General features: G+C 70.1%; 18 protein-coding genes. 11 read left to right on the top strand and 7 right to left on the bottom strand.

Annotation, left to right across the window (positions count from 1 at the left end; genetic code table 11):
• Positions 1-95: 95 nt before the first annotated feature.
• The 4 genes from ACIBAF_RS30530 to ACIBAF_RS30515 all read right to left on the bottom strand — a co-directional run bounded on the left by ACIBAF_RS30530 (position 96) and on the right by ACIBAF_RS30515 (position 5,070).
• On the bottom strand, positions 96-497 hold the full coding sequence (locus ACIBAF_RS30530; protein ID WP_399467328.1) for an ATP-binding cassette domain-containing protein: 402 nt from the start codon (positions 495-497) through the stop codon (positions 96-98).
• Between the two features lie 124 nt (positions 498-621).
• A complete protein-coding gene (locus ACIBAF_RS30525; RefSeq protein WP_399467326.1) occupies positions 622-1,920 on the bottom strand; it encodes a damage-control phosphatase ARMT1 family protein in 1,299 nt (432 codons plus the stop codon).
• A gap of 211 nt (positions 1,921-2,131) precedes the next feature.
• On the bottom strand, positions 2,132-2,782 hold the full coding sequence (locus ACIBAF_RS30520; RefSeq protein WP_399467325.1) for a ScbR family autoregulator-binding transcription factor: 651 nt from the start codon (positions 2,780-2,782) through the stop codon (positions 2,132-2,134).
• 479 nt (positions 2,783-3,261) lie between these two features.
• Positions 3,262-5,070: a S8 family peptidase gene (locus tag ACIBAF_RS30515; RefSeq protein ID WP_399467324.1), complete on the bottom strand. Its 1,809-nt coding sequence runs from the start codon at positions 5,068-5,070 to the stop codon at positions 3,262-3,264.
• A gap of 402 nt (positions 5,071-5,472) precedes the next feature.
• Here ACIBAF_RS30515 and ACIBAF_RS30510 point away from each other — a divergent pair, with 402 nt between their 5' ends.
• Positions 5,473-6,417 carry a lytic polysaccharide monooxygenase gene (locus tag ACIBAF_RS30510; RefSeq protein WP_399467323.1) on the top strand — a complete coding sequence of 315 codons (945 nt, stop codon included), beginning with the start codon at positions 5,473-5,475 and terminating at the stop codon, positions 6,415-6,417.
• A gap of 90 nt (positions 6,418-6,507) precedes the next feature.
• Here the strand turns inward: ACIBAF_RS30510 and ACIBAF_RS30505 are convergent, their stop codons facing one another.
• Positions 6,508-7,149, bottom strand: a complete 642-nt coding sequence (locus ACIBAF_RS30505; protein ID WP_399467320.1) for a Tat pathway signal sequence domain protein — start codon at positions 7,147-7,149, stop codon at positions 6,508-6,510.
• Positions 7,150-7,855: 706 nt separating this feature from the next.
• Here ACIBAF_RS30505 and ACIBAF_RS30500 point away from each other — a divergent pair.
• The 9 genes from ACIBAF_RS30500 to ACIBAF_RS30460 all read left to right on the top strand — a co-directional run bounded on the left by ACIBAF_RS30500 (position 7,856) and on the right by ACIBAF_RS30460 (position 16,899).
• Positions 7,856-8,521, top strand: a complete 666-nt coding sequence (locus tag ACIBAF_RS30500; RefSeq protein ID WP_319673313.1) for a DUF6230 family protein — start codon at positions 7,856-7,858, stop codon at positions 8,519-8,521.
• Positions 8,521-8,982, top strand: a complete 462-nt coding sequence (locus ACIBAF_RS30495) for a DUF6114 domain-containing protein (RefSeq protein WP_399467319.1) — start codon at positions 8,521-8,523, stop codon at positions 8,980-8,982. The genes ACIBAF_RS30500 and ACIBAF_RS30495 overlap by 1 nt, the downstream gene beginning before the upstream one ends.
• A gap of 348 nt (positions 8,983-9,330) precedes the next feature.
• Entirely contained in the window at positions 9,331-10,344 is a 1,014-nt protein-coding gene (locus tag ACIBAF_RS30490) for a sporulation protein (protein WP_399467318.1), read from the top strand.
• A 278-nt stretch (positions 10,345-10,622) separates the two neighbouring features.
• Complete coding sequence (locus tag ACIBAF_RS30485; protein ID WP_399467317.1) at positions 10,623-11,432, top strand: SAM-dependent methyltransferase; 810 nt, start codon at positions 10,623-10,625, stop codon at positions 11,430-11,432.
• 252 nt (positions 11,433-11,684) lie between these two features.
• On the top strand, positions 11,685-12,698 hold the full coding sequence (locus ACIBAF_RS30480) for a substrate-binding domain-containing protein (protein WP_399467316.1): 1,014 nt from the start codon (positions 11,685-11,687) through the stop codon (positions 12,696-12,698).
• An 81-nt stretch (positions 12,699-12,779) separates the two neighbouring features.
• Complete coding sequence (locus tag ACIBAF_RS30475; protein ID WP_399467314.1) at positions 12,780-15,467, top strand: nitrate- and nitrite sensing domain-containing protein; 2,688 nt, start codon at positions 12,780-12,782, stop codon at positions 15,465-15,467.
• Between the two features lie 11 nt (positions 15,468-15,478).
• Positions 15,479-15,913, top strand: a complete 435-nt coding sequence (locus ACIBAF_RS30470) for a roadblock/LC7 domain-containing protein (RefSeq protein WP_079664699.1) — start codon at positions 15,479-15,481, stop codon at positions 15,911-15,913.
• A 1-nt stretch (position 15,914) separates the two neighbouring features.
• On the top strand, positions 15,915-16,271 hold the full coding sequence (locus ACIBAF_RS30465) for a DUF742 domain-containing protein (RefSeq protein ID WP_399467313.1): 357 nt from the start codon (positions 15,915-15,917) through the stop codon (positions 16,269-16,271).
• Positions 16,258-16,899: a GTP-binding protein gene (locus ACIBAF_RS30460; protein ID WP_399467311.1), complete on the top strand. Its 642-nt coding sequence runs from the start codon at positions 16,258-16,260 to the stop codon at positions 16,897-16,899. Before ACIBAF_RS30465 ends, ACIBAF_RS30460 begins: the two co-directional genes overlap by 14 nt.
• A gap of 41 nt (positions 16,900-16,940) precedes the next feature.
• On the opposite strand, the gene ACIBAF_RS30455 is transcribed toward ACIBAF_RS30460, so the two are convergent.
• Positions 16,941-17,357 (bottom strand): ankyrin repeat domain-containing protein, encoded by a 417-nt coding sequence (locus tag ACIBAF_RS30455; RefSeq protein ID WP_399467310.1) that lies wholly within the window; start codon positions 17,355-17,357, stop codon positions 16,941-16,943.
• A 220-nt stretch (positions 17,358-17,577) separates the two neighbouring features.
• On the opposite strand from ACIBAF_RS30455, the gene ACIBAF_RS30450 reads away from it, so the two are divergent.
• Complete coding sequence (locus ACIBAF_RS30450) at positions 17,578-18,948, top strand: glycoside hydrolase family 43 protein (protein ID WP_399467308.1); 1,371 nt, start codon at positions 17,578-17,580, stop codon at positions 18,946-18,948.
• Positions 18,949-18,950: 2 nt separating this feature from the next.
• Here the strand turns inward: ACIBAF_RS30450 and ACIBAF_RS30445 are convergent, their stop codons facing one another.
• Positions 18,951-19,904, bottom strand: coding sequence for an aromatic amino acid lyase (locus ACIBAF_RS30445; protein WP_399467307.1), 954 nt, complete (start codon positions 19,902-19,904; stop codon positions 18,951-18,953).
• Positions 19,905-20,377 lie beyond the last annotated feature (473 nt).

Genomic DNA, 20,377 nt, shown 5'->3' with positions numbered 1-20,377 from the left:
GGGGGTCCGAACGGCCATCCGCCGGGCAGCACATGATCACACCATCGCGTGAATCGGGCGGGAAGCGGTGAACCGTACGGGAGTCGGCGGTCCCGTCAGCGGGTCCCCCGCACCACCTGCCCGATCCTGGTGCGCAGCGCCGTGAACTCGGGCAGGCTCCGGGTGGTGATCTGATCGCGTTCGTCCCGGAGTTCGACCGGCAGGTCGAGGGCGACGCGGGCGCCGGGCCCCGGGGTCAGCACGACGACGCGGTCGCCGGCGTAGACGCTCTCGTCGATGTCGTGGGCGACGAAGACGATGGTGGCGCCGTCGGTGCGACGCACCTCCAGGAGAAGGTCCTCCAGGTCCTCGCGGGTCTGTGCGTCGAGGGAGCCGAAGGGTTCGTCCATGAGGAGCAGGGAGGGCCGGCAGACCAGCGCGCGGGCGATGGCGACGCGTTGCCGCATGCCGCCGGAGAGCTGCCAGGGGTGCCGGCGGGCGGTGCCGTCGAGAACCACGCGCGCGAGGATGCGGGTCGCCTCGGCGCGGCGGGCGGCCCGGTCGAGCCCTGTCGGCGCAGCGGCAGGGCGACGTGACTTGACGCGGCCTCCCGGCATCATCCTCGGGCAACGCCCCCGCGCCTCAGCCGCGCAGCTGGATCAGCGCATGTGTCCCGCCGGTGCGCCAGCGTTGCCCCTCGGCGGCGACCAAGGCGGCCTCGGTGTCGGCGTCCAGGCCCGTGATGACCTCGGACTTGAGTGTGCGCAAGGCCGCGACCGGGCCGGGGAAACAGGCCGTGGCATCGGCGAAGGGGGTGGTCGGGGCCCAGCGGCTGTCGCCCACCAGACGGCGGTAGTTGAGGTCGCCCTTCACGATCGTCAGGGTGGCGGTCGCGAACTCGGCCCGCAGGTCGTCCGGCATGTCGGCGTACGGCAGCGGGGCCGCGGAGAACGGGTGGGCGCGGACCGCCAGACTGCCGTCCGCCATGGCCGCCCACAGACGTCGTCCGTGGTCGGCGGCCGCTCCCCGCGCGCCCGTCAGCTTCCGCAGCGCGTCGACGACATCGGCCGTCGTGGCGTCGGAGACGTAGTACGGGTACGGCTTGACGTGCAGGACCACCCGGTCGCAGCGCCGTTGGGCGAGCAAGTGCGCGGCCAGGAGAAGATCGGGGATCAGCTCACGGCCCGCGTTGTCGGCGACCAGACACAGGGTGCGGGCGGGGGCAGGCGTAGGGGTGGGGGCGCGGGTCGGACTGGGCGTGGGAGTGCCCGTACGGGTACCGGTCCCCGCTTCCGCTTCCGCTTCCGCTTCCGCTTCCGCTTCCGCTTCCGCTTCCGCTTCCGCTTCCGGCAGCAGGGACCACAACTTCTCGCTGTCGTCGGCGACCAGCCCCGGTACGGCGTCCCGTTCCTCGGCCTCGGCGTCGGAGAGCCGGAAGCCGAGGTCGGCGCGGTTGCCCCAGAGGGAGCCGTGCAGGAGAGCCCGGGACCGCTCCTCGACCGGGCGGTCCTCAAGGGTGTCGAGCACGTCCAGTTCCTCGTCGGTCTCGGGCGCGTCGAGCTCGGCGAGCTTGAAGGGACGGAAGGGGTCGATGCCCTGCCAGGGGCCGGGGCCGAAGTAGCCCACCGCGTCGAGGAGTTGACGGTAGAAGTAGCTCTCCGACCACAGCCAGGGCACGTCGAACCAGGATCGGCCGGCGTACGCGTCGAGACCCCAGGTCCGCCATCGGTCCCGGTCGTGCGCGTCGTCGCGGAGCGGTTCGATCACACCCTTGGTACAGCTGGCCAGCAATGCGTCCAGGCCTTGGTGGACTTCAGGACCGTATGGGAACGCGTCCCGCACCTGCCGGATGATCGCCGGATGCCGTTCGGCCAGGACGCTGTGCGGGAACGAGCCGGGCTCGTTGGCGAGGATCACGGGCGGGGCGGGGATGTCGGGCATGCCGATCACCGTATCGCGGGGGTGCCGGACGAAGGCCGCACGCGGCACCCGCACGCACTGCGCGGCCACCGGACCACAGGCAGCCGCCAAGCAACCACCGAGCAGCCACCGAGCAGCCACCGAGCAGCCACCGAGCAGCCACCGGGGCGACCCTCTCGGTCGCCCCCCGGTTGCGTGCCCCTGCGCGGTGCGTTGCCTGCCCTCACACCCCTCACACCACGGCCATGATCTCCCGTTCCAGTCGCGCCGCGAGGCTCAGATAGCGGGGTCGGCGCGGTACCGGTACCAGGCCCCGGATGAGGACGTGCCACATCTCGGCCATCCGGCGGGGGAGTCGGCCCGCGGGTTCGCGGGAGCGGCCGACCACTCGGGTGCCCACGAAGAAGCAGACCAGGGAGTGGGCCACGGCGTCGACGTCGACGTCCGGGTGGATGTCGGACTCCTTGACCGCCCCGCCGAGCCGTCGGGAGATCAGATCCAGCAACTCCGCGAAGGGATGCGGCAGGGGCGGCCGTACCGCCACTCCCCCGGTGGCGAGTCGCAGGCCGGCCCGGGCGATCGGACCCTCGACCGACAGCCGCGTCAGACCGAACGTCAGACGTATCAGCGCTTCGAGGGAGCAGTAGCCGCGGTCGTCGATCTCGCCGGCGAGCCGGCGTGCGGCCTGGGACTGCAACTCCATGATGGCGTGGGCCAGATCCTCCTTCGCCGCGAAGTGGAAGTAGAGGGCGCCCTTGGTGACATGGGCGTGCTCGACGATGTCACTGAGGCTTGTCGACTCGTAGCCGTGCCGGTCGAACAGGTCGGCGGCGGCCGTGATGATCGTCGTGCGGGTCTGTTCGGCGCGTAACTGCCTCGCCATCGACTGGTACTCTCCCGGGCCGGTAAAGAACGGGTCATGCCGTTTTTTCTTACCCCGCGTACACAATAGCTCACGGTACGGGGGTACTGACCATGCATGCGAAGACCGCCGACTCCCCCTGCAGTCCCCCGACTTGCCCGTAGATCACGGGCCCGCCGAGCGGCAGCCTCCCATGACAAACGTACCTCGGGCATAGTCGAGGTGACCACAGAAAAAGACGGGGTGCGCGGTTTCTGCACGCAACCGTCGAAGGGTGAGGCCTTGGAGAGATCTGGTGACACGTGCCATCGCACCCCGAGTGCCCCTCACCCGGCAGAAACACAGGGCGAACACGGCCCGTCTCGGAAAGCGGTCCCGGAAACCGCCTTAAGCCGCGCCCGGTAAACGGTCCCGGAAACAGACGTAGGGCGGGCCGGCCGGTGTCCATCCACACCGGCCGGCCCGCCCGTTCATCGCACGCGGCGACTGCAGGAGTCCGCTCAGAAGGTCAGCTTCCAGCTGTTGAGGGTGCCCGTGTCCTGCGCGGCCGTGTCCTGGACGCGCAGCTTCCAGGTGCCGTTGGCGGCTTCGCTGGACGCGTTCACCGAGTAGGTGGTGCTGACGTTGTCGGCGGAGTCCGAGGTGCTGGCCGCCTTCAGCCGGTAAGCGGTTCCGTCGGGGGCCACCAGGTCGATCACCAGGTCGCCTCGGTAGGTGTGGGTGATGTCGACGCCGACCTGCAAGGCGCTCGGCGCGTTGCCGGTGCGGCCGCTGACGGCGATGGAGGACTCGATCGCGGAACCGTTGTCCGGGATGGCGACCGCGGTGGTGTTGGAGAAGGTGGTGCCCCCCGTGGAGCCGCCGGAGCCGCTCACCGCCTGCACCGTCTTGGCCGCGTCCGCCAGGCCCGCGCCGCAGCCGCCGGAGCAGGAGCCGGGCAGGGCACGGGCGTTGTTCTTGATGGCCGTCTCGATCTGCGCCGGGGTCAGCGAGGAGTTCGCCGACTTCACCAGCGCGACCAGGCCCGCGATGTGCGGGGTGGCCATGCTGGTGCCCTGGTAGTAGGCGTACGACTCGGTCGACGGCGTCTTCGTGCCGGAGTTCAGCGTGGACAGGATGCCGTTCGCGGTGCCGGTGCTGGTCTGGCCGCCGGGCGCCGAGATGTCCACGAGGGAACCGTAGTTGGAGTAGGAGGCCTTGGCGCCGGTGCGGTTGGTCGCCGCGACCGAGATGACGTTGTTGCAGTTGCCCGGCGAGTGGTTCGCGACGTTGTCGTTCTCGTTTCCGGCGGCGACGACGACGGTCGTGCCGCGGTTCACGGCGGCGGTGATCGCGCTCTGGGTCGCCGAGGTGCACGCCCCGTCGCCACCCAGGCTCATGTTGATGACCTTGGCGACGTTGGAGTTGGCGGGGACACCGGAAACGGATCCGCCGGACGCCCAGGTGATGGCGTCGATGATGTCGGAGTCGTAACCGCCGCACTTGCCGAGCACGCGGACCGGCGAGATCTTCGCGCCATACGCGATGCCCGCGACGCCCTTGTTGTTGTTCGTGACGGCGGCGATGGTGCCGGCGACGTGGGTGCCGTGCCAGGAGGAGTTGCTGGCCGGGATGCCGGAGCCGCACTCGTTGGCGGCGTAGTAGTCGCCGGGGTCGGCCGGGTTGCTGTCGCGGCCGTCGCCGTCGACGGAGACCGCGGTGTCGGCGATGAAGTCGTAACCGCCGACGATGTTCGCGGCGAGGTCGGTGTGCGCGACGTAACCGGTGTCGATGACGGCGACCGTGACGCCGGTGCCGGTCGAGGTGGCCCAGGCGCCCGGCACGTTCATGCCGGCGGTGGACTCGAAGAGGTCCCACTGCTTGGCGTACTCGGTGTCGTTGGGGTCGGCCTTCGGCTTGTTCAGCCGGTCCGGGACGACGTAGGCGACCTGCGGGTCGGCCTGGTACCGGGCGACGACGTCAGCGACGTCCGCCTTCGTCAGATCGTCGCCCAGGTCGACCAGGGCGGCGCCGGTGCCGAGCCGGCGCTGGAAGTCGACGTCCTCGCCGGTCTCCTTGCCCTTGGCGGCGGCGTCGGCCTCGGCGGCCGGGTTGGACTTGGCCTCGGCGGCGCCCGACTTGTAGCCGACGATGAGGCGCTCGGCCGGGGTGCCGGGCGCGGCCTCGGTCTGGGCGGCGGGAACGGCGGAAGCCGGGGAAACGGTTTCCTGGGCGGCGACGGCCGAGGCGGTGGAGGCGGCGGTGAGCAGGGCCGCGGAGAGCGCGGCGGCGGATATCAGTTTCCGTCTCAGGGCAGGTGACGTGCGCAAGGGCGTGCCTTTCGTGGCCGGCTCCGGGCAGCGCGGAGCGGCGGGCGATTCGCTTCGGTGTCGAAGCGGCGGGGGGTGCATCGAAGAGCAGCGCGGAAGGCCGGCCAGGCGCGGGCGCCGATCCCGTCGGGGTTACCTGTGGGTCGGCTGTGGTGGAACGATAGGCAAAGGATCAGTCATGCCGATACAGGGGAAACCCTCGATCCGGCCGGGAACCCACCCTCGACGGACCCGCCCGGTCAGACATCGCCCGTTTTGGTCCATCGCTCAGTCCGTCGTTTCATCCACCGCTCAGTCCGCCGTTTCATCCACCGGGGACGGACGGGTGTGCGCTGAACGCGCAGGGCCGGTTTCCCGTACTGACGACAGACCGTTCCCGCGCCGGCCGAGGAGACGTCCCCGATGCCCCGCACCACCGCACACCGCACCGCAGCACTGGCGGTCGCCACCGTGAGCCCGCTCTTGTTGGGCCTGTGGAGCGCCGCACCGGCCCAGGCGCACGGCGCCCCCACGGATCCGGTCAGCCGGGTGTACGCCTGCTCCCCCGACGGCGGCGCCGACGCGAGGACCGCGGCCTGCCGGGCGGCCGTCGACGCGAACGGCACCTCGTTCGCCGCCTGGGACAACCTGCGGGTCGCGAACGTGAACGGTCGCGACCGGCAGACCATCCCCGACGGGCAGTTGTGCAGCGGCGGTCTGGCCGCGTACAAGGGGCTGGACCTCGCCCGCGCCGACTGGCCCTCGACCCGACTGACGCCGGGCGGGACGCTGCGGATGACGTACGCCTCGACGATCCCGCACACCGGCACGTTCAAGCTGTATCTGACGAAACCTGGATACGACCCGTCGAAACCGCTTACCTGGTCCGATCTTCCGGAGCGCCCGTTCGCCGAGGTCAAGGATCCGGCGCTGACGAACGGCGCCTATCACCTCACGGCGAAGCTGCCCGCTGATCGAACCGGACGTCAGATGCTCTACACGATCTGGCAGAACACCAGCACGCCCGACACGTACTACTCGTGCTCGGACGTGGTGTTCTCGGAAGCGGTTTCACAGAACAAGCCGGAGAGCGGCACGACGACCGAAGCGCCCGCTGCAGCCACGCCGAAGCCCTCCGCGAGCCCGACGCCGACCCAGGCGTCCACGGTGTCCGGCGGTCCGTCGGCGCCCGCGGCGCCCGACGCCGCGGGCGCGCAGGCCGCCGTGGCCAGTCCGCAGAGCACCCCGGTGGCAGCCGACAGCACGCCGGGCTCCGGGCCGTCCGCGCCCATGCTGGCGGGCGGCGCCGCGGCGGTGTTGGTGCTCACCGGCGGCGCCGCCCTGGTGGTACGTGTGCGTCGGCGCTGACCGGCGTCCGGACGGCGTCAGGTCGTCCGTCCGTACGCCGGTCGCCCATGTGCGCAGACGCTGCCGCCCCATCGCTGGGGCGCTGATGGGTCAGTTGACGATGACGGCCGCGGATCCGTCGGTCACCGGGGCGTACTTCGCGGTGAAGTAGCCGTTGGCGAAGCAGAGCGACGAGCCGGACGTCTTGGTGAACTGCTGGCTGGTGAAGTTGATGCTGTTGTCGGTGTTGCTCGTCGTGCCGGTCAGGCTGGGCGCCTGGTAGACGCAGTTGATGCTGCCCAGCAGGGTGCGCAGCACGACCGTGGTCTGGATGGTGGAGCCGCTGGCCGGGGTCACGGTGAGGGTGCCGCCCGACCCCACGCTGGCGGTGTACGGCAGGTTGTTGACCGTGATGCTGGTGACGCCGAGCACGCCGACCACGTTCGCGGTGCAGTTGCTGAAGGAGTGCGCGGTCAGCGACTCGGAGGCGGTACCGGGCGCGGTCGGGTTGTCGGTGACGGTGGCGCTGAACGCGGACGTGCCACAGGAGACGCCGCTGGTGCCGGTCGCGCTGGAGTACAGCGTGGCGGCGGTGCCGCTGGCGAGCGACGCGTTGAGGACGTCACCGACGGCGACGTCGCCGCCCGCGGTCGTCAGCACCGCACCGGCCGCGGAGGCCGGGGTGACTGCCGTCAGGGAGAGGGCGGCGACAGTTCCGGCGAGGGCGAGGAGGGAGCGGGAGCGGGTGCGCATGCGAGTGCCTCTTTCTCAAGTGGGGCTTTTTGCGGGGGAGTTGGGTGGTTCAAGGGGGTAGGGGGTGGGGGGGTGAGGTGAACCGGCGCGTTGCGCTTTCGAGCAACATGGGAGGACGCGGGTCGGCGTCCGCCGCTGCCGGCCCGTGACGCCTTCTCCGTACGTGACGGACCGGCAACGGCAGCCGGCCGGTGACCGGCCGGAGGCACTGGCGAGTGCTCCGGCCGGGCCGGGCGGAAGGGGCGACCGGTCGCGGCCCGCAGGGGGAAGCGGCCGTGCCGGTGCCGTGAAGGGACAAGCTCGGGACCAAGGGTCCGTACTGGCTGAAAAGAGTCCGGGAGTGCGGACGATGTCCGCCGCACTGCGGATCCGGCGCCACGGATCCGGGCTCAGCCAGGGAGAGTTGTAGACCTGAGGATCAGTCAACGTCAAGGCTCGACACGGAAGTTGATGACCCAACAGATAAATGCGACGGCCCGAGACAACGAGTGATCCACAGGCGGTACATAATGAACACTCTTTTTCCACATCTCCCTTGACCCGTAGATGTAACCATCGGTAACTTCCAGGGTGGCTACTGCCGCGTAACCAGAAAGCCCTTGCGATTTCCGGGAGTTGCGAGGACGTGTGCACGGCAGCCGCTGTCCGCGCCAGGGCAACGTGCCACTGAAGCCCGACCCGCATGACTTAGCGCATGGGAGCAGACATGGCCTCGTCCCCGGACGTCACGTCGTCCGCAGACAACACCCCCGAGAACCCCGAAAGCGGTTCCGCAGAGAGACGTGGCCGGGTCCGGCTGCGCCGGGCCGCCGTGATGGCGGTGCCCGCCACCTTCGTCGCCGCAGGGCTCGCGGTCCTCACCGCGCAGGGCGCTCTGGGTGTGCAGTTCGCAATCTCCGGCATGCCGTTCGTGGTCACCGCCGACAGGCTCGACGGCGAAGGGTTCGCGCAGTTCGGCGGACTGGACAACATGATCGAGAACAGCCCCAACCAGGGGGACACCGGCGGCCAGGTCCTGGTCGTCACCTCGGTCGTGAAGAACGGCAAGATCACCAATATGTGCCAGAGCGTCGACCTCGGCGGCATCCAGCTCGTCCTCAGGGCCGGCGGCGGGTCCAACCCGGTGAGCGTGAAGAACCTGGCGATCGACTCCGACCAGATCACGGGCGACGCCGAGTTCAACAACATCGAGATCGGCCGTGACTCCAGCACCTTCGACAAGGTCCCGATCCAGGGCCCCGCGGGTGTCTACGGACAGCAGGCCGACACGGTCGTCATCAAGAACCTGTACCAGCACAACTACGCGGCCACCGCCGCCGTCTTCAAGCTTCCCGGTCTGAAGATGAGCTTCTCGAGCGAGGGCTGCAAGTAATGACCTTCACCCAGTGGCGGGACCGCTTCCGCGGGTGGAGAGGCCACCGGCCCTTCGCAGGCGGCGTGCTGCTCGTCCTGGGCGGCGCCGAGATCCTGGTGACCATGAAGGCACCGCTTCCGGTCATCCTGCATGTCGGCATGCAGGGCCTGGCGGGTTACCTCCTGCCGACCCTCATGATCCTCTGCGGCCTGCTGATCCTCTTCAACCCGGCCCAGCGGCTGTTCTACTCGATCATCGCCATCATGCTCTCCCTGGGCACCTGGCTCACCTCCAACATCGGCGGCTTCGTCGTCGGCCTGCTGTTCGGCGCTGTGGGCAGTTGCCTGGCCTTCGGGTGGCTGCCCGACCAGGAGCCGCGCCAGAGCCGCCGCAAGCAGCGCAAGGAGGACCAGGCCGACCGGGCGGCCGAGACCATCCGTCAGAGCGGCGCCCTGCCCGGGGCGGGGAAGCCCGCCTGACCCACGGCGCCACTCACGGACCCGACTCGGCTCACGGACCCGACTCGCGGACCGAGAGCCACCTCACGGACCCGGCCGACTCACGTCCGGACAGGACACACGTCGTACGGTCCGTACGTCGCTTCACCACTCACCACCTCACCGGCGGGGCCGGGACGACCTGCGCACAGCGGGCCGCTCCCGGCCCCGCCGGTCTCGTTCTCGTCGTCCCCCTCGCTCCCGCACGCCTCTCCCCCGCGCCCTCCACCGTGCGTCATCCGAACAGGTGACTTGGGAACTTCTTTGCCGTCGCGGGGAGTTCTGCGGACGATCACTGCAATGGGTTCGAGGTGAAGGAGCGACACCGGCATGGTGTTCAAACGGCTGCTCGGGGCGATCGGCGTAGGCGGCCCCTCGGTGGACACGGTGCTCGACGGCGGGGCGGTGCTGCCCGGCGGGGCGCTGTCGGGGCAGGTCCGCCTGCGGGGCGGCGGTGCGGCCGTGGAGATCGAGGAGATCGGCCTGGAGCTGATCGCGCGCGTCGAGGCGGAGCACGAGGAAGGAGAGAGCGAGGGCGCCGTCGTCTTCGAGCGGTATGTCGTCGGTGGCGGCTTCCGGCTCGGCGAGGACGAGGAGCGCAGTGTGCCGTTCACGGTCATGGCGCCCTGGGAGACACCGGTCACCGAGCTGTACGGACAGCCGCTCGGCGTCGTCCTGGGAGTGCGCACCGAACTCGCCGTGGCCGACGCCCGTGACCGGGGCGACCTCGACCAGCTCGCCGTCCGCCCGCTGCCCGTGCAGGAGGCGGTCCTCGAAGCACTCGGACAGCTCGGGTTCGGGTTCCGCTCCGCCGACCTGGAGTACGGCCGCATCGGCGGCACCGGGCAACGGCTGCCGTTCTACCAGGAGATCGAGCTCACCCCTCCCCCGCAGTACGCGCACGCGGTGACCGAGATCGAGCTGACCTTCCTCGCCACTCCGTCCGACGTGGAGGTCGTGCTGGAGGCCGACAAGCGCGGCGGCCCGCTCACCCCCGGCCACGACGCGCTGAGCCGCTTCACGGTGCGCCACGAGGACGTCCCCGTCCTCGACTGGAACAGCGAGGTCGACGGCTGGATCCGCCGGCTGACCGAACACCGCGAGGCGTACGGCGCACAGGCATACGTCCACTCCGCACCGCACACCGACCACCACACGGAGCACGGCCCCGGCCCCGGCCCCGGCCCCGGCGTGGGTACGGCGGTCGCCGCAGGCGCGGCCGGCCTGGCCGTCGGGGTCGTCGGCGGGATGGTCGCGGCCGAAGTGGTCGACGAGATCGGTGACTTCTTCGAGGGAGAGGAGGAGGACGAAGCGGACGCGGACGAGGAGAGCGGCGAGGACTGAGGCGGACGGCTGCTCCAGCGCCCACCTGAGGTGCAGCGGGGCGAAGAGGCCGGCAGCCCGAAGGCCTCGGCCGCGCCGCTACCGGCGGCTGCGGACCGAGGCGTCGTTGCGCGTAGTCGGGCTGACGTACCCCCACCAGGCAGGCACCGCACAGTGGTTGGTCAGGCTCACGGCACGGTCACGGCTGCGGATGCAGGGATTTCCTCCGTCGAGCCGCCGAGGGTGAAGAATTCGTACATCGCCTTTCACCGCACTGCCGCCAGTGGGAGGTTGATCGCATGGACAGCGACGAGAACGACGCCATCGACACCGGGACGGCGCACTCCGCGCGAATCTACGACTACATCATCGGCGGTAAGGACCACTTCCCGGCGGACCGCGAGGCCGGGGACGCGATGGTCCGGGAGTGGCCCGCGCTCCCCGTTCACATGCGCGCCAACCGCGACTTCATGAACCGCGCGGTGCGTCACCTCGCACGGGAGGCGGGGATACGCCAGTTCCTCGACATCGGCAGCGGCATCCCCACCTCGCCCAACCTCCACGAGATCGTCCAGGCGGCGGCCCCGGACGCCCGGGTGGTGTACGTCGACAACGACCCGCTCGTTCTCGACCTGTCCCGCAACCTGATGGGCGGCACGCCCGAGGGACGCACGGCCTACCTGGAAGCCGACATGCGCGATCCGGCGAGCATTCTGGACGCACCGGAGTTCCGTACGGCACTGGACCTGAGCCGGCCCGTCGCCCTCACGGTGATCGCGATCGTCCACTTTCTGCTCGACGAGGACGACGCCGTCGGCATCGTCCGCCGCCTTCTCGACCCGCTGCCGCCCGGCAGCCATCTGGCGATGTCCATCGGCACCGCGGACTTCGCGCCCGCGGAGGTCGGCCGGGTCGCCCGCGAGTACGCGTCCCGTGGCATGCCGATGCGGCTGCGCACCCGCGCGGAGGCGGCGGGGTTCTTCACGGGCCTCGACCTCGTCGACCCCGGCATCGTCCAGGTCCATCGGTGGCGCCCCGACGGCACTGGCACCGAGGTGGTGCGTGACGAGGACATCGCGATGTACGGGGCGGTGGCACGCAAACCCTGAGTCCGGGACGGCCGCGCGGGATTGACGAACAGTCAACTCACCTGCGGACATGCTTCTCTCAGCTCTGCCGTCCGCGTCGTAGATCACAATGCGGCAGCGGCATCTCACCCCATGTGGTTGCTCACTTGACTACCACCGGTCACACACGGTTGGCTCCGAGCCAACGAAAGTCTTCCGCCGGGGCACACCCCCTCGCTCCGGCGCCGCTCGCCCCGTCCTCCTGCTCTGCCGCACAGCGAGGTGCAGCCCCCCATGAACACTCCCCTCCCGGCTCCCCCGTCTTCGGGGTCCCCCAGATCCGTGTCCTTCGCCGTCCTGGCCGCGGCCTGTTGCCTCCTCCTGGTCGGCTGCTCCGCCGTCACCTCGTCCGGCTCGGACGCGGACGCCGCGGACCGCTCGGGCAACCGGATCAAGCTCGCCCTGGTCACCCATGGCGCCAAGGGTGACGCCTTCTGGGAACTGGTGCGCAAGGGCGCCGAGGCTGCGGCCGCCAAGGACGGCGTCGACCTCACCTACGCCAGCGACTCCGACGGCGCCGGACAGGCCGAGCTGATGCGGGGCGCGATCGCCGACCGCGTCGACGGAATCGCGGTGACGCTGGCCAAGCCGCAGGCCATGAAGAGCCCGGTGGCCGCGGCCAAGGCGGCCGGCATACCCGTGGTCGGCCTCAACTCAGGTATCGACGCGTGGCGTTCGGCGGGACTGCTGGAGTACTTCGGCCAGGACGAGAGCGTCGCCGGGCGTGCCGTCGGAAGCAAGCTCGACGACCTCGGTGCGAAACACGCCCTCTGCGTCATCCACGAGCGGGGCAACGTCGCCTTGGAGGCGCGCTGTGCGGGCGTGAAGAAATCGTTCACTGGCCAGACGGAGATGCTCTACGTCGACGGAACGGACATGGACGCGGTGACCGCCGCCGTGACGACACGTCTCCAGCAGGACCCCGACATCGACGAAGTCATCGCCAACGGCGCGCAGTTCGCGCTCGCCGCGGTGCAGGCGGCCGGGAAGGCGGGCAGCAGGGCGAAGGTCGCCACGTTCGACCTCAGCAAGGACCTGGTCTCGGCCGTCCGTGACGGCAGTGTGCAGTTCGCGGTGGACCAACAGCCCTATCTCCAGGGATACCTGGCCGTGGACGCGCTCTGGCTCTACAAGACCAACGGCAACGTCAGCGGCGGCGGTGTGGCCCCCGTGCTGACGGGCCCGACCTTCGTCACGAAGACCAACGTCGCCGACGTCACCCGCTTCGCCGCCGCCGGAACCCGCTGACCTGGCAGGTCTCGCGTTTCCCCGCCGCTTCCTCCGTTTCCTCTTCGTCCCCCTCCCCCCGTTGATCGCCCTAGGACGACTATGTCTCCACGGACAGGCGCCCGGCGCCGCCGTCTCGGCTCCATACGTCTCTCCCTGATTCTCCTGGCGCTGGTGCCCAGCGTGACCCTCGCAGCCATGTGGGGTGTGACGACGACCCAGATGTTCACGGAGGGGCTGCGGCTGCGCGCGCAGACCGAACTGAGCCGGGCGACCGGCGCCATGGGCACCGAGGCAACGCTCTCACTGCAGCGGGAACGCAGTCTGTCGGCCGTGTGGCTGGCCTCGCCGGCCGGTTCCCGGGCCGCGCTGGACGCCCAGCGCAAGCAGACGGACGCGGCGGCCGCCAAGCTGACCGCCCGCAGGGACGACATCCAGCGGGCGCCCGCTCGTGTCAGGGACCGGTTGTACTCGGTCGTCGCCTCCGTCAGCAGCCTGGAGTACTACCGCGGCCAGGTGGACGATCCCACCGACATCACCGCCGCGCAGGCGCTGGACCAGTACACCTCGATCATCGACGACCAGATCCACGCCTTCCAGGAGCTGTCCCAGGTCGACGACGGCGACCTCACCTCGCAGGCGGGCCCGCTCGTCGCCCTGGAACACGCGGCGGAGCTGGTCTCCGAGGAGGACCTCCAGCTCACCCTGGCCGGGCCGAAGAAGCGGATGGACGAGAAGACGTGGGCCGGGTTCGCGCAGCTGGTGAACACACGGCGCTGGCTCGTGCAGGACCAGATCGTCCCCTCGCTCACCGGCGCCGCGAAGGAGCAGACCGAGAAGATCCTCACGAGCTTCCAGTGGCAGACCCTGCAAGCCGTCGAGGACAAGGTGCTCGCGGCCCGGGCGAAACAGAGCGAAAACGGTGACGTCGCGTTGCCGGACGTGCAGAAGGAGTGGCGCGCCGCACTCATCGACGTCTCCGACCAGTACCAGGCACTCATCCAGCGACAGACCGCCACGCTGCTGCGGAACAGCGCGGAGGAATCGCGCGGGCTGCTCATCAAGGCCGGCTCGCTGAGCGCCGGCGGTCTCGTCGCCCTGCTGCTGTGCGTCGGCATGTCCTGGCGGATCACCCGCTCGCTGTCCAGGCGGCTGCGCGGGCTGCGAGAGGCCACGCTCAGCCTGGCGCACGAACGGCTCCCGGACGTGGTGACCCGGCTCGACCGGGGGGAGACCGTCGACGTGGACTCGGCGACCCCGCCGCTGGACTACGGCAGCGACGAACTCGGCGAGGTGGCCAAGGCGTTCAACACGGCGCAGCGCACCGCCGTGCACACCGCGGTCGAACTCGCCGACACCCGGCGCGGTTTCCAGAAGGTCATCCTCGGCATCGCCCGGCAGAGCCAGAACCTGGTGAACCTCCAGCTCAGCAAGCTCGACGCGCTGGAACGGCGCCACCAGGACCCCGACATCCTGAGCGGCCTGTACGAACTGGACTCCACGGCAAGTCAGTTGCGCCGCTACGAGGAGAACCTCGTCATCATCAGCGGCGGTCGGCCAGGACGCAGCTGGTCGGAGCCGGTGGCGCTGATCGACATCCTGCGCAGCGCCGTCGGGGAGGTGGCCGAGTACCAGCGGGTGGAAGTGCACACCGAGGAGGAGGTGTGCACCGAGGAGGTGTGCATCGCGCCGCCCGCCGTGGCCGACGTGATCCATCTCCTTGCCGAGCTCATCGACAACGCGACGTCCTACTCGCCGGCGCCCAGTCCGGTCGGGGTACGGGCCGTACTGGTGGCCAAGGGCCTGGCGATCGAGGTCGAGGACCGCGGCCTCGGCATGTCCGAGGAGGACTACGCCTCGTTCAACGCCCAGTTGGCGGTCCCTCCGCAGTTCGACGTGGTGGCGCTCGCCGACGATCTGCGGCTGGGCATGTTCGTGATCGCCCGGCTCGCGACCCGGCACGGCATCACCGTGACCCTGCGCTCCTCGCCGTACGGCGGCACCAACGCCATCGTCCTGGTCCCGCACGACATCGTGGTCCGCGAGACCCCTGACTCCGAAACGCCGGCAACAGGCGGTGCGGTGCGGGAGACCGTCGACGAAATTCCGGAGACACCTCAAGAAACACGGGAACCGTCCGAATCGGCAGGGGAAACACCAGAAGCGACACAGGAGACATCCGCACCGGTACGGCAGAGGGCCGCCCGGGGCCGCGCCACGTCCACCCGGGAGCAGGAGCCCAGCGGGTCCGGCCCCGTACGGGATCGGGACCGGTCGCCCTTCCCGGCACAAGACACCCCCGACCGGACGCCCGACGCCCCGTCCCCGTCCCCGTCGCCGTCCCCGGCGGACGGTGCGTCGCCGGTGGGCCACTCGCCGCTTCCGAGGCGCACGACGTCGAAGTCGGCACACCACTCCGGCGGGGTGGCGGCGGCGACCGGCCGGGCCTCGCAGGCGGTCGCCCGCCCCGCCGACCTCGCCCCGCTGCCCCGCCGGGTGCCGCAGACCAGCCTCGCCAACGAGTTGCGCGAGGACTCCGCGGACTCCTCCTGGGGGTCCGTCGAGGAAGACGGTTTCCCGGACGACTTCACAGCGGAGCGCGCCGCCTCGTCGCTCGCCGCTTTCCAGCGCGGCACGCTGCGGGCACAGGCCGACACGGACAATGATGCCGACACCGACGTCTCGCTGTCGGGCCCGCAGGAAACGTCCTCCGAGGAGGCCACCCCTGGACCGCCGGTCGCCGCCGCAGGCACCGTCCAGACCCCGACACCGCCCACCGACCGCTCATGAAGGACACAGCGATGACACACTCCGTCCCCGCCACGAACACCCAACTCGACCAGCTGCTCACCGGGCTCGTGGACCGGGTCGCCGATGTGAACCAGGCCGTCGTGCTCTCCGAGGACGGGCTGGTGGTCAGCAAGTCCACCGGTTTCCTGCGGGAGGACGCCGAGCGGCTGGCGGCGACCGCGTCCGGTCTGATGAGCCTCAGCAAGGGCGTCAGCATGGACTTCCGCGGTGGCCCGGTGCGTCAGGCACTCATCGAGATGGCCCACACCTACCTGATCCTCACCTCGGCCGGCCCGGGGGCCCATCTCGTCGTGCTGGCCGGGAAGAACGCGGACGTCGGTGTCGTCGCGTACCAGATGAACATGCTGGTGAAGAAGATCGGCGAGCACCTCAGCGCGGCGCCGCGGGCCCATGTCGGTCCCGCCGTCCGCACCAACGGCGGGTGAGGTGAGCGTAGGCGACGAAGCAGGCCGGCTCGTCAGACCGTTCACCCTCACCGGCGGACGGACCCGGCCCAGCCGCGCCGACTTCACGCTCATCACGACGGTGACCGCGGTCGACCCGCCGCCCGAGCCGGCCGCCCGCCCGCAGCCGGAACACGCCCGGATTCTGCGGCTGTGCGCCCGGCCGGTCGCCGTGGCGGAGCTCGCGGCCCACCTCGACCTGCCGGTGAGCGTGGTCGTCATCATGCTCTGCGACCTGCTGGAGGCGGGCCTGATCACGGCCCGGCCGCCCCGTCCCGTCACCGGCGCCCGGGACATGGACCTGCTGCAGAAAGTGAGGGACGGCCTTGGCCGGATCTGATCCCACCGCTCGCACCACTCCCTCCACGCCCTCCGCTCCCTCCGCCGAGTCGGCGGCGCCCGACACGGTGAAGATCCTCATCGCGGGCGGTTTCGGCGTCGGCAAGACCACCATGGTCGGGGCGGTCAGTGAGATCGCGCCGCTGCGCACGGAGGAGCCGCTGACCGTCGCCGGTCTGGAGGTCGACGACCTGAAGGGCATCGAGGAGAAACGGTCCACCACCGTGGCTCTCGACTTCGGACGGATCACCATCGGCGCCGACCTGGTGCTGTATCTCTTCGGCACGCCCGGCCAGCAGCGGTTCTGGTTCATGTGGAACGACCTGGCGATCGGGGCCCTGGGGGCGGTGGTCCTCATCGACGTGCGCAGGCCGGAGTCGAGCTTCGCCGCGATCGACTTCTTCGAGCGCCGGAGCATCCCCTTCGTCGTCGGGGTGAACGGTTTCCACGGGTTGCATCCCTATGCGACGGAGGAGATCAGGGAGTCGCTGGCGCTGCCGCAACACGTTCCGGTGCTGTTGTGCGACGCACGGGAACGGGAGTCGTGCCGAGACGTCCTGATCGCCCTGATCGACCGCCTGATCGACGACGCCGAGGAGGCCGGACTCCGACCGAGCCCGACCCGCTGATTCCGGGCCGCGGGCAGGTCACCGCACCCCCGGAAACCTCGTCAGTGGGCTCCCGCGGCGCGCAATACGTCAACCGTCTCCGGGTGGGGTCCGGCGCTCGCCCACTCCAGGGGCGTCCACCCGGCGCCGTGGTCCTCGCGGAGGTTGGGGTCGGCGCCATGGGCCAGGAGGATGCGGACCGTGCCGGTGTGCCCCCAACAGGCCGCCGCGCACAGGGGTGTTCCCTCGGCACCGAGTCCATCGCTCTCGGCGTCGGCCGGCGCACCGGCTTCGAGCAGCCTACGAGCGGTGTCGGCGGCACCCTGAACGCAGGCCGCGTACAACGGCGTTGTTCCGTCGGCGTCGGCCATCGCCGGGTCGGCGCCGGCCCGGAGCAGTCGGTCGACCTGAGTCCCCATCTCGAACATCGCCGCCGCAACCAGACGCCTCGTCAGTTTCTTCTGCCGTCTCCTGTTCACGGTCGCCGAGACTAGCCCGGCCCGTCGGCGGGATCGTCCGGATTTTCCATGGGCCGCACACAGAAACAAGGCGGGAAACCGCTAAACGTGTCCCAGTGATTGACCTGCTCCTCTCACACCCCTACCTTCTGACCGACTCACCGAACTCTGTTCGACATTTCGGATGAAGGATCGGTGGCAGTCGGCAGCAAAGGGCACCCCCGCACCCCCTGGAGCGCACATGACCCCCAACCCGTCCCGCCGCCTCTTCCTCGGCGCGGCCGCCTCCGTCCCCCTGGCCCTCACCCTGGGCGTCCCGGCCGCCCACGCGGCCGACTCGGCGTACGTGATGGGCTACTTCACCGAGGCGAACGACCTCGGGGCCGGCACCGACTACGGTCTCCATCTCGCCGTCAGCACCGACGGGTTGCGCTGGATGCCGCTGAACCAGAACAACCCCGTGGTCACACCCACCGAGGGCGCCGGCGGGCTGCGCGACCCGTTCATCCTGCGCAAGCAGGACGGCACCTTCGTGGTCCTCGCCACCGACCTCAAGGGCACCGACTGGAGTTACGTCAGCCAGTACGTCCACGTGTGGAACTCGACCGACCTGCGTACCTTCACCGGCTACCACCGGCTGAAGCTGCACGACATGAACACCCACAGCTGGGCGCCGGAGGCGTTCTGGGACGCGAGCCGGGGGCAGTACGCGCTCATCTACTCCGCGGTCAACTCCAGCGGCCACAACGTGATCATGGTGAACTACACGACCGACTTCGTCACGGCCTCAGCTCCCCAGGTCTTCTTCGACCCCGGCTACGACGTGATCGACGGCGACATGGCCGTCGGCGTGAACGGCGTGAACTACCTCTACTTCAAGAAGGACCAGACGCTGGTGGGCGCGCGGTCCAGCTCACTCAATCCGGGGAGCTTCACGGTCTTCAACACGGGGGTCGCGCACGGCGGCACCGAGGCGCCGACCCTGGTCAAGTCCCTCACGTCCAACACCTGGTGGCTCTGGGGCGACACGTACACCCCCAACGGCGTCTTCTACGCCTGGCAGTCCACCGACCTTTCGGCGGGCACCTGGACCGCGCTCGACCAGAGAACGTACACGCAGCCGCTCAACTCCAAGCACTGCGGCATCACGACGATCACCAGCACCCAGTACACCGACCTGGTCGCCAAGTGGGGCGCGCCCACGTGGAACCGGCTCAAGTCCTACAACTTCCCGGACCGTTACGTCCGCCACTCCAACTACGTCGGCCGCATCGACACGTACCCGTTGGTTCCGTACACCGACTCGCAGTGGAAGCTCGTCCCCGGCCTGGCCGACAGCTCCGGGGTCTCCTTCCAGTCGGTGAACTACCCGACCCGCTACCTGCGGCACTACAACTACCAGCTCCAACTCGACGTGAACGACGGCACGTCGACGTTCGCCGGGGACGCGACGTTCTACCGTACGGCGGGCCTCGCGGACGCCGGCTGGTCGTCGTTCCGCTCGTACAACAACCCGACCCGCTACATCCGGCACTCGAACTACGTGCTGCGCATCGACCCGATCTCGACGTCCACGGAGCAGCAGGACGCAACGTTCTACGTGGGGTACTGAGCTCACAACTGGCAAAGGGTCGGCAGCAGTTGGGCCGCCGCTGTCACATCGTCGGTCAGTGGGCGGTCCTCCGTGCCGGCGGGCAGGGCGGCCGCAGCCACGGTGAAGACCTCCGTCGGCGACAGCACCGAGTGCGGGTGAGGGTGAGGGTGAGGGTGCATCCTCAACGCCCGTACGGCGGCGACGAGTTCGCAGGCCAGGACGGTGGTGTAGGCGTCCGTGGCGCGCAGGGTCTGGCGGGCGGCCTGTCCGGCGAAGCTGGCGGCCTCCTCCAGGCCCCGCGAGAGTACGGCGTGGCCCGCCGACGCGGGGGTGGTGCATGAACGCAGCTCCGCCAGCGCGGAGTTGGCGGTGTACTCCAGGATCATCGTGCCCGAGCTGCTCGCGGGCCCCGCCCCGAGGAACGCGGGCAGGCCGGTCAGCCCGGGGTCGCCGAGCGCGGCCAGACGGGCGGCGGAGAGCTGCGCGGTCTGCAACAGGGCGAGGTTGGCAGCGTCCAGGGCGAGGCCCAGGGGCGCTGCGAAGAAGCCGCCGTGGTGGTAGGCGGCGATGCCGTCGGGATCCATCAGGGGGTTCTCCGAGGGGCAGTTGACCTCCACCTCCAGGATCTCGCGCAGCCGCTCGCAGGCGTCCAGAGCGCAACCGTGCGCCTGGGGGAAGGCGCGGAACCCGAACGGGTCCTGGACCCGGCCGCCCGGGTGGTGGGTCGGCCGGTCGGGCAGTCCGAGCAGCCGCCGCACCTCACCGGCCGCGCGGGCGGCGCCGGCGTAGGGCCGCAGAGCGTGCACGGGTGCGGCGTACGCCTCCGGCGATCCCGACACCGCGGCGAGGGACAGGGCGGCGACGGCATGCGTGGCCCGCAACAGCATGTCCAACGCGCTCTGGGCGAGCGCGGCCTGCCCCAGCGCGAGGGCATTGCTGCTGAGCAGCGCCAGGGCATCACCGGGCTGGAGCATGACGGGCGCGGGGGTACCGGTGGAGGTGGGGGCGAGGGCGGACGCAGGACCGGGCGGGACAGCGAAGGTCAGGCCGGACGCTGGAGTCGGAGCAGAGCCGGCAACAGGGGCAGCGACGGCAACCGGAGCGGCCCCGGGGTCGAGGGCAGAGGCAGGATTCGGACCGCAGACGAAGACAGCAGCAGGTACGGATTCCACACCCGAGAGGGAAACGGGAGTCACAGGACCCGGGACGGAAACAGGAGCAGAAACAGACGCCGGGCCCAAAACAGAAACAGGCCCCGGGACGGAAACAGGGTCCGGGCCAGGACCAGGGCCCGGAACAGGACCAGGGCCCGGAACAGAAACAGGATCCGGGACAGGACCAGAACCCGGGACGGAACCAGGAACAGGCACCGGAGCGGACGCGGGAACCGGAACGGACACGGGAACCGGAACGGACACGGGAACCGGAACGGACGCGGGAACCGGAA

Origin of the sequence: Streptomyces sp. NPDC051677, assembly GCF_044453465.1 — a bacterium.
Lineage (GTDB): Bacteria > Actinomycetota > Actinomycetes > Streptomycetales > Streptomycetaceae > Streptomyces.
This window is presented reverse-complemented; position numbering and strand designations above follow the sequence as displayed.

What these genes read in the sequence shown, in the direction of transcription:
- ACIBAF_RS30475 (WP_399467314.1), top strand. Translation starts at nt 12,780, where the DNA reads ATGTCTCCACGGACAGGCGCCCGGCGCCGCCGTCTCGGCTCCATACGT.
- ACIBAF_RS30510 (WP_399467323.1), top strand. Translation starts at nt 5,473, where the DNA reads ATGCCCCGCACCACCGCACACCGCACCGCAGCACTGGCGGTCGCCACC.
- ACIBAF_RS30450 (WP_399467308.1), top strand. Translation starts at nt 17,578, where the DNA reads ATGACCCCCAACCCGTCCCGCCGCCTCTTCCTCGGCGCGGCCGCCTCC.
- ACIBAF_RS30470 (WP_079664699.1), top strand. Translation starts at nt 15,479, where the DNA reads ATGACACACTCCGTCCCCGCCACGAACACCCAACTCGACCAGCTGCTC.
- ACIBAF_RS30445 (WP_399467307.1), bottom strand. Translation starts at nt 19,904, where the DNA reads ATGCTCCAGCCCGGTGATGCCCTGGCGCTGCTCAGCAGCAATGCCCTC.
- ACIBAF_RS30525 (WP_399467326.1), bottom strand. Translation starts at nt 1,920, where the DNA reads ATGCCCGACATCCCCGCCCCGCCCGTGATCCTCGCCAACGAGCCCGGC.
- ACIBAF_RS30505 (WP_399467320.1), bottom strand. Translation starts at nt 7,149, where the DNA reads ATGCGCACCCGCTCCCGCTCCCTCCTCGCCCTCGCCGGAACTGTCGCC.
- ACIBAF_RS30485 (WP_399467317.1), top strand. Translation starts at nt 10,623, where the DNA reads ATGGACAGCGACGAGAACGACGCCATCGACACCGGGACGGCGCACTCC.
- ACIBAF_RS30480 (WP_399467316.1), top strand. Translation starts at nt 11,685, where the DNA reads ATGAACACTCCCCTCCCGGCTCCCCCGTCTTCGGGGTCCCCCAGATCC.
- ACIBAF_RS30495 (WP_399467319.1), top strand. Translation starts at nt 8,521, where the DNA reads ATGACCTTCACCCAGTGGCGGGACCGCTTCCGCGGGTGGAGAGGCCAC.
- ACIBAF_RS30500 (WP_319673313.1), top strand. Translation starts at nt 7,856, where the DNA reads ATGGCCTCGTCCCCGGACGTCACGTCGTCCGCAGACAACACCCCCGAG.
- ACIBAF_RS30490 (WP_399467318.1), top strand. Translation starts at nt 9,331, where the DNA reads ATGGTGTTCAAACGGCTGCTCGGGGCGATCGGCGTAGGCGGCCCCTCG.
- ACIBAF_RS30520 (WP_399467325.1), bottom strand. Translation starts at nt 2,782, where the DNA reads ATGGCGAGGCAGTTACGCGCCGAACAGACCCGCACGACGATCATCACG.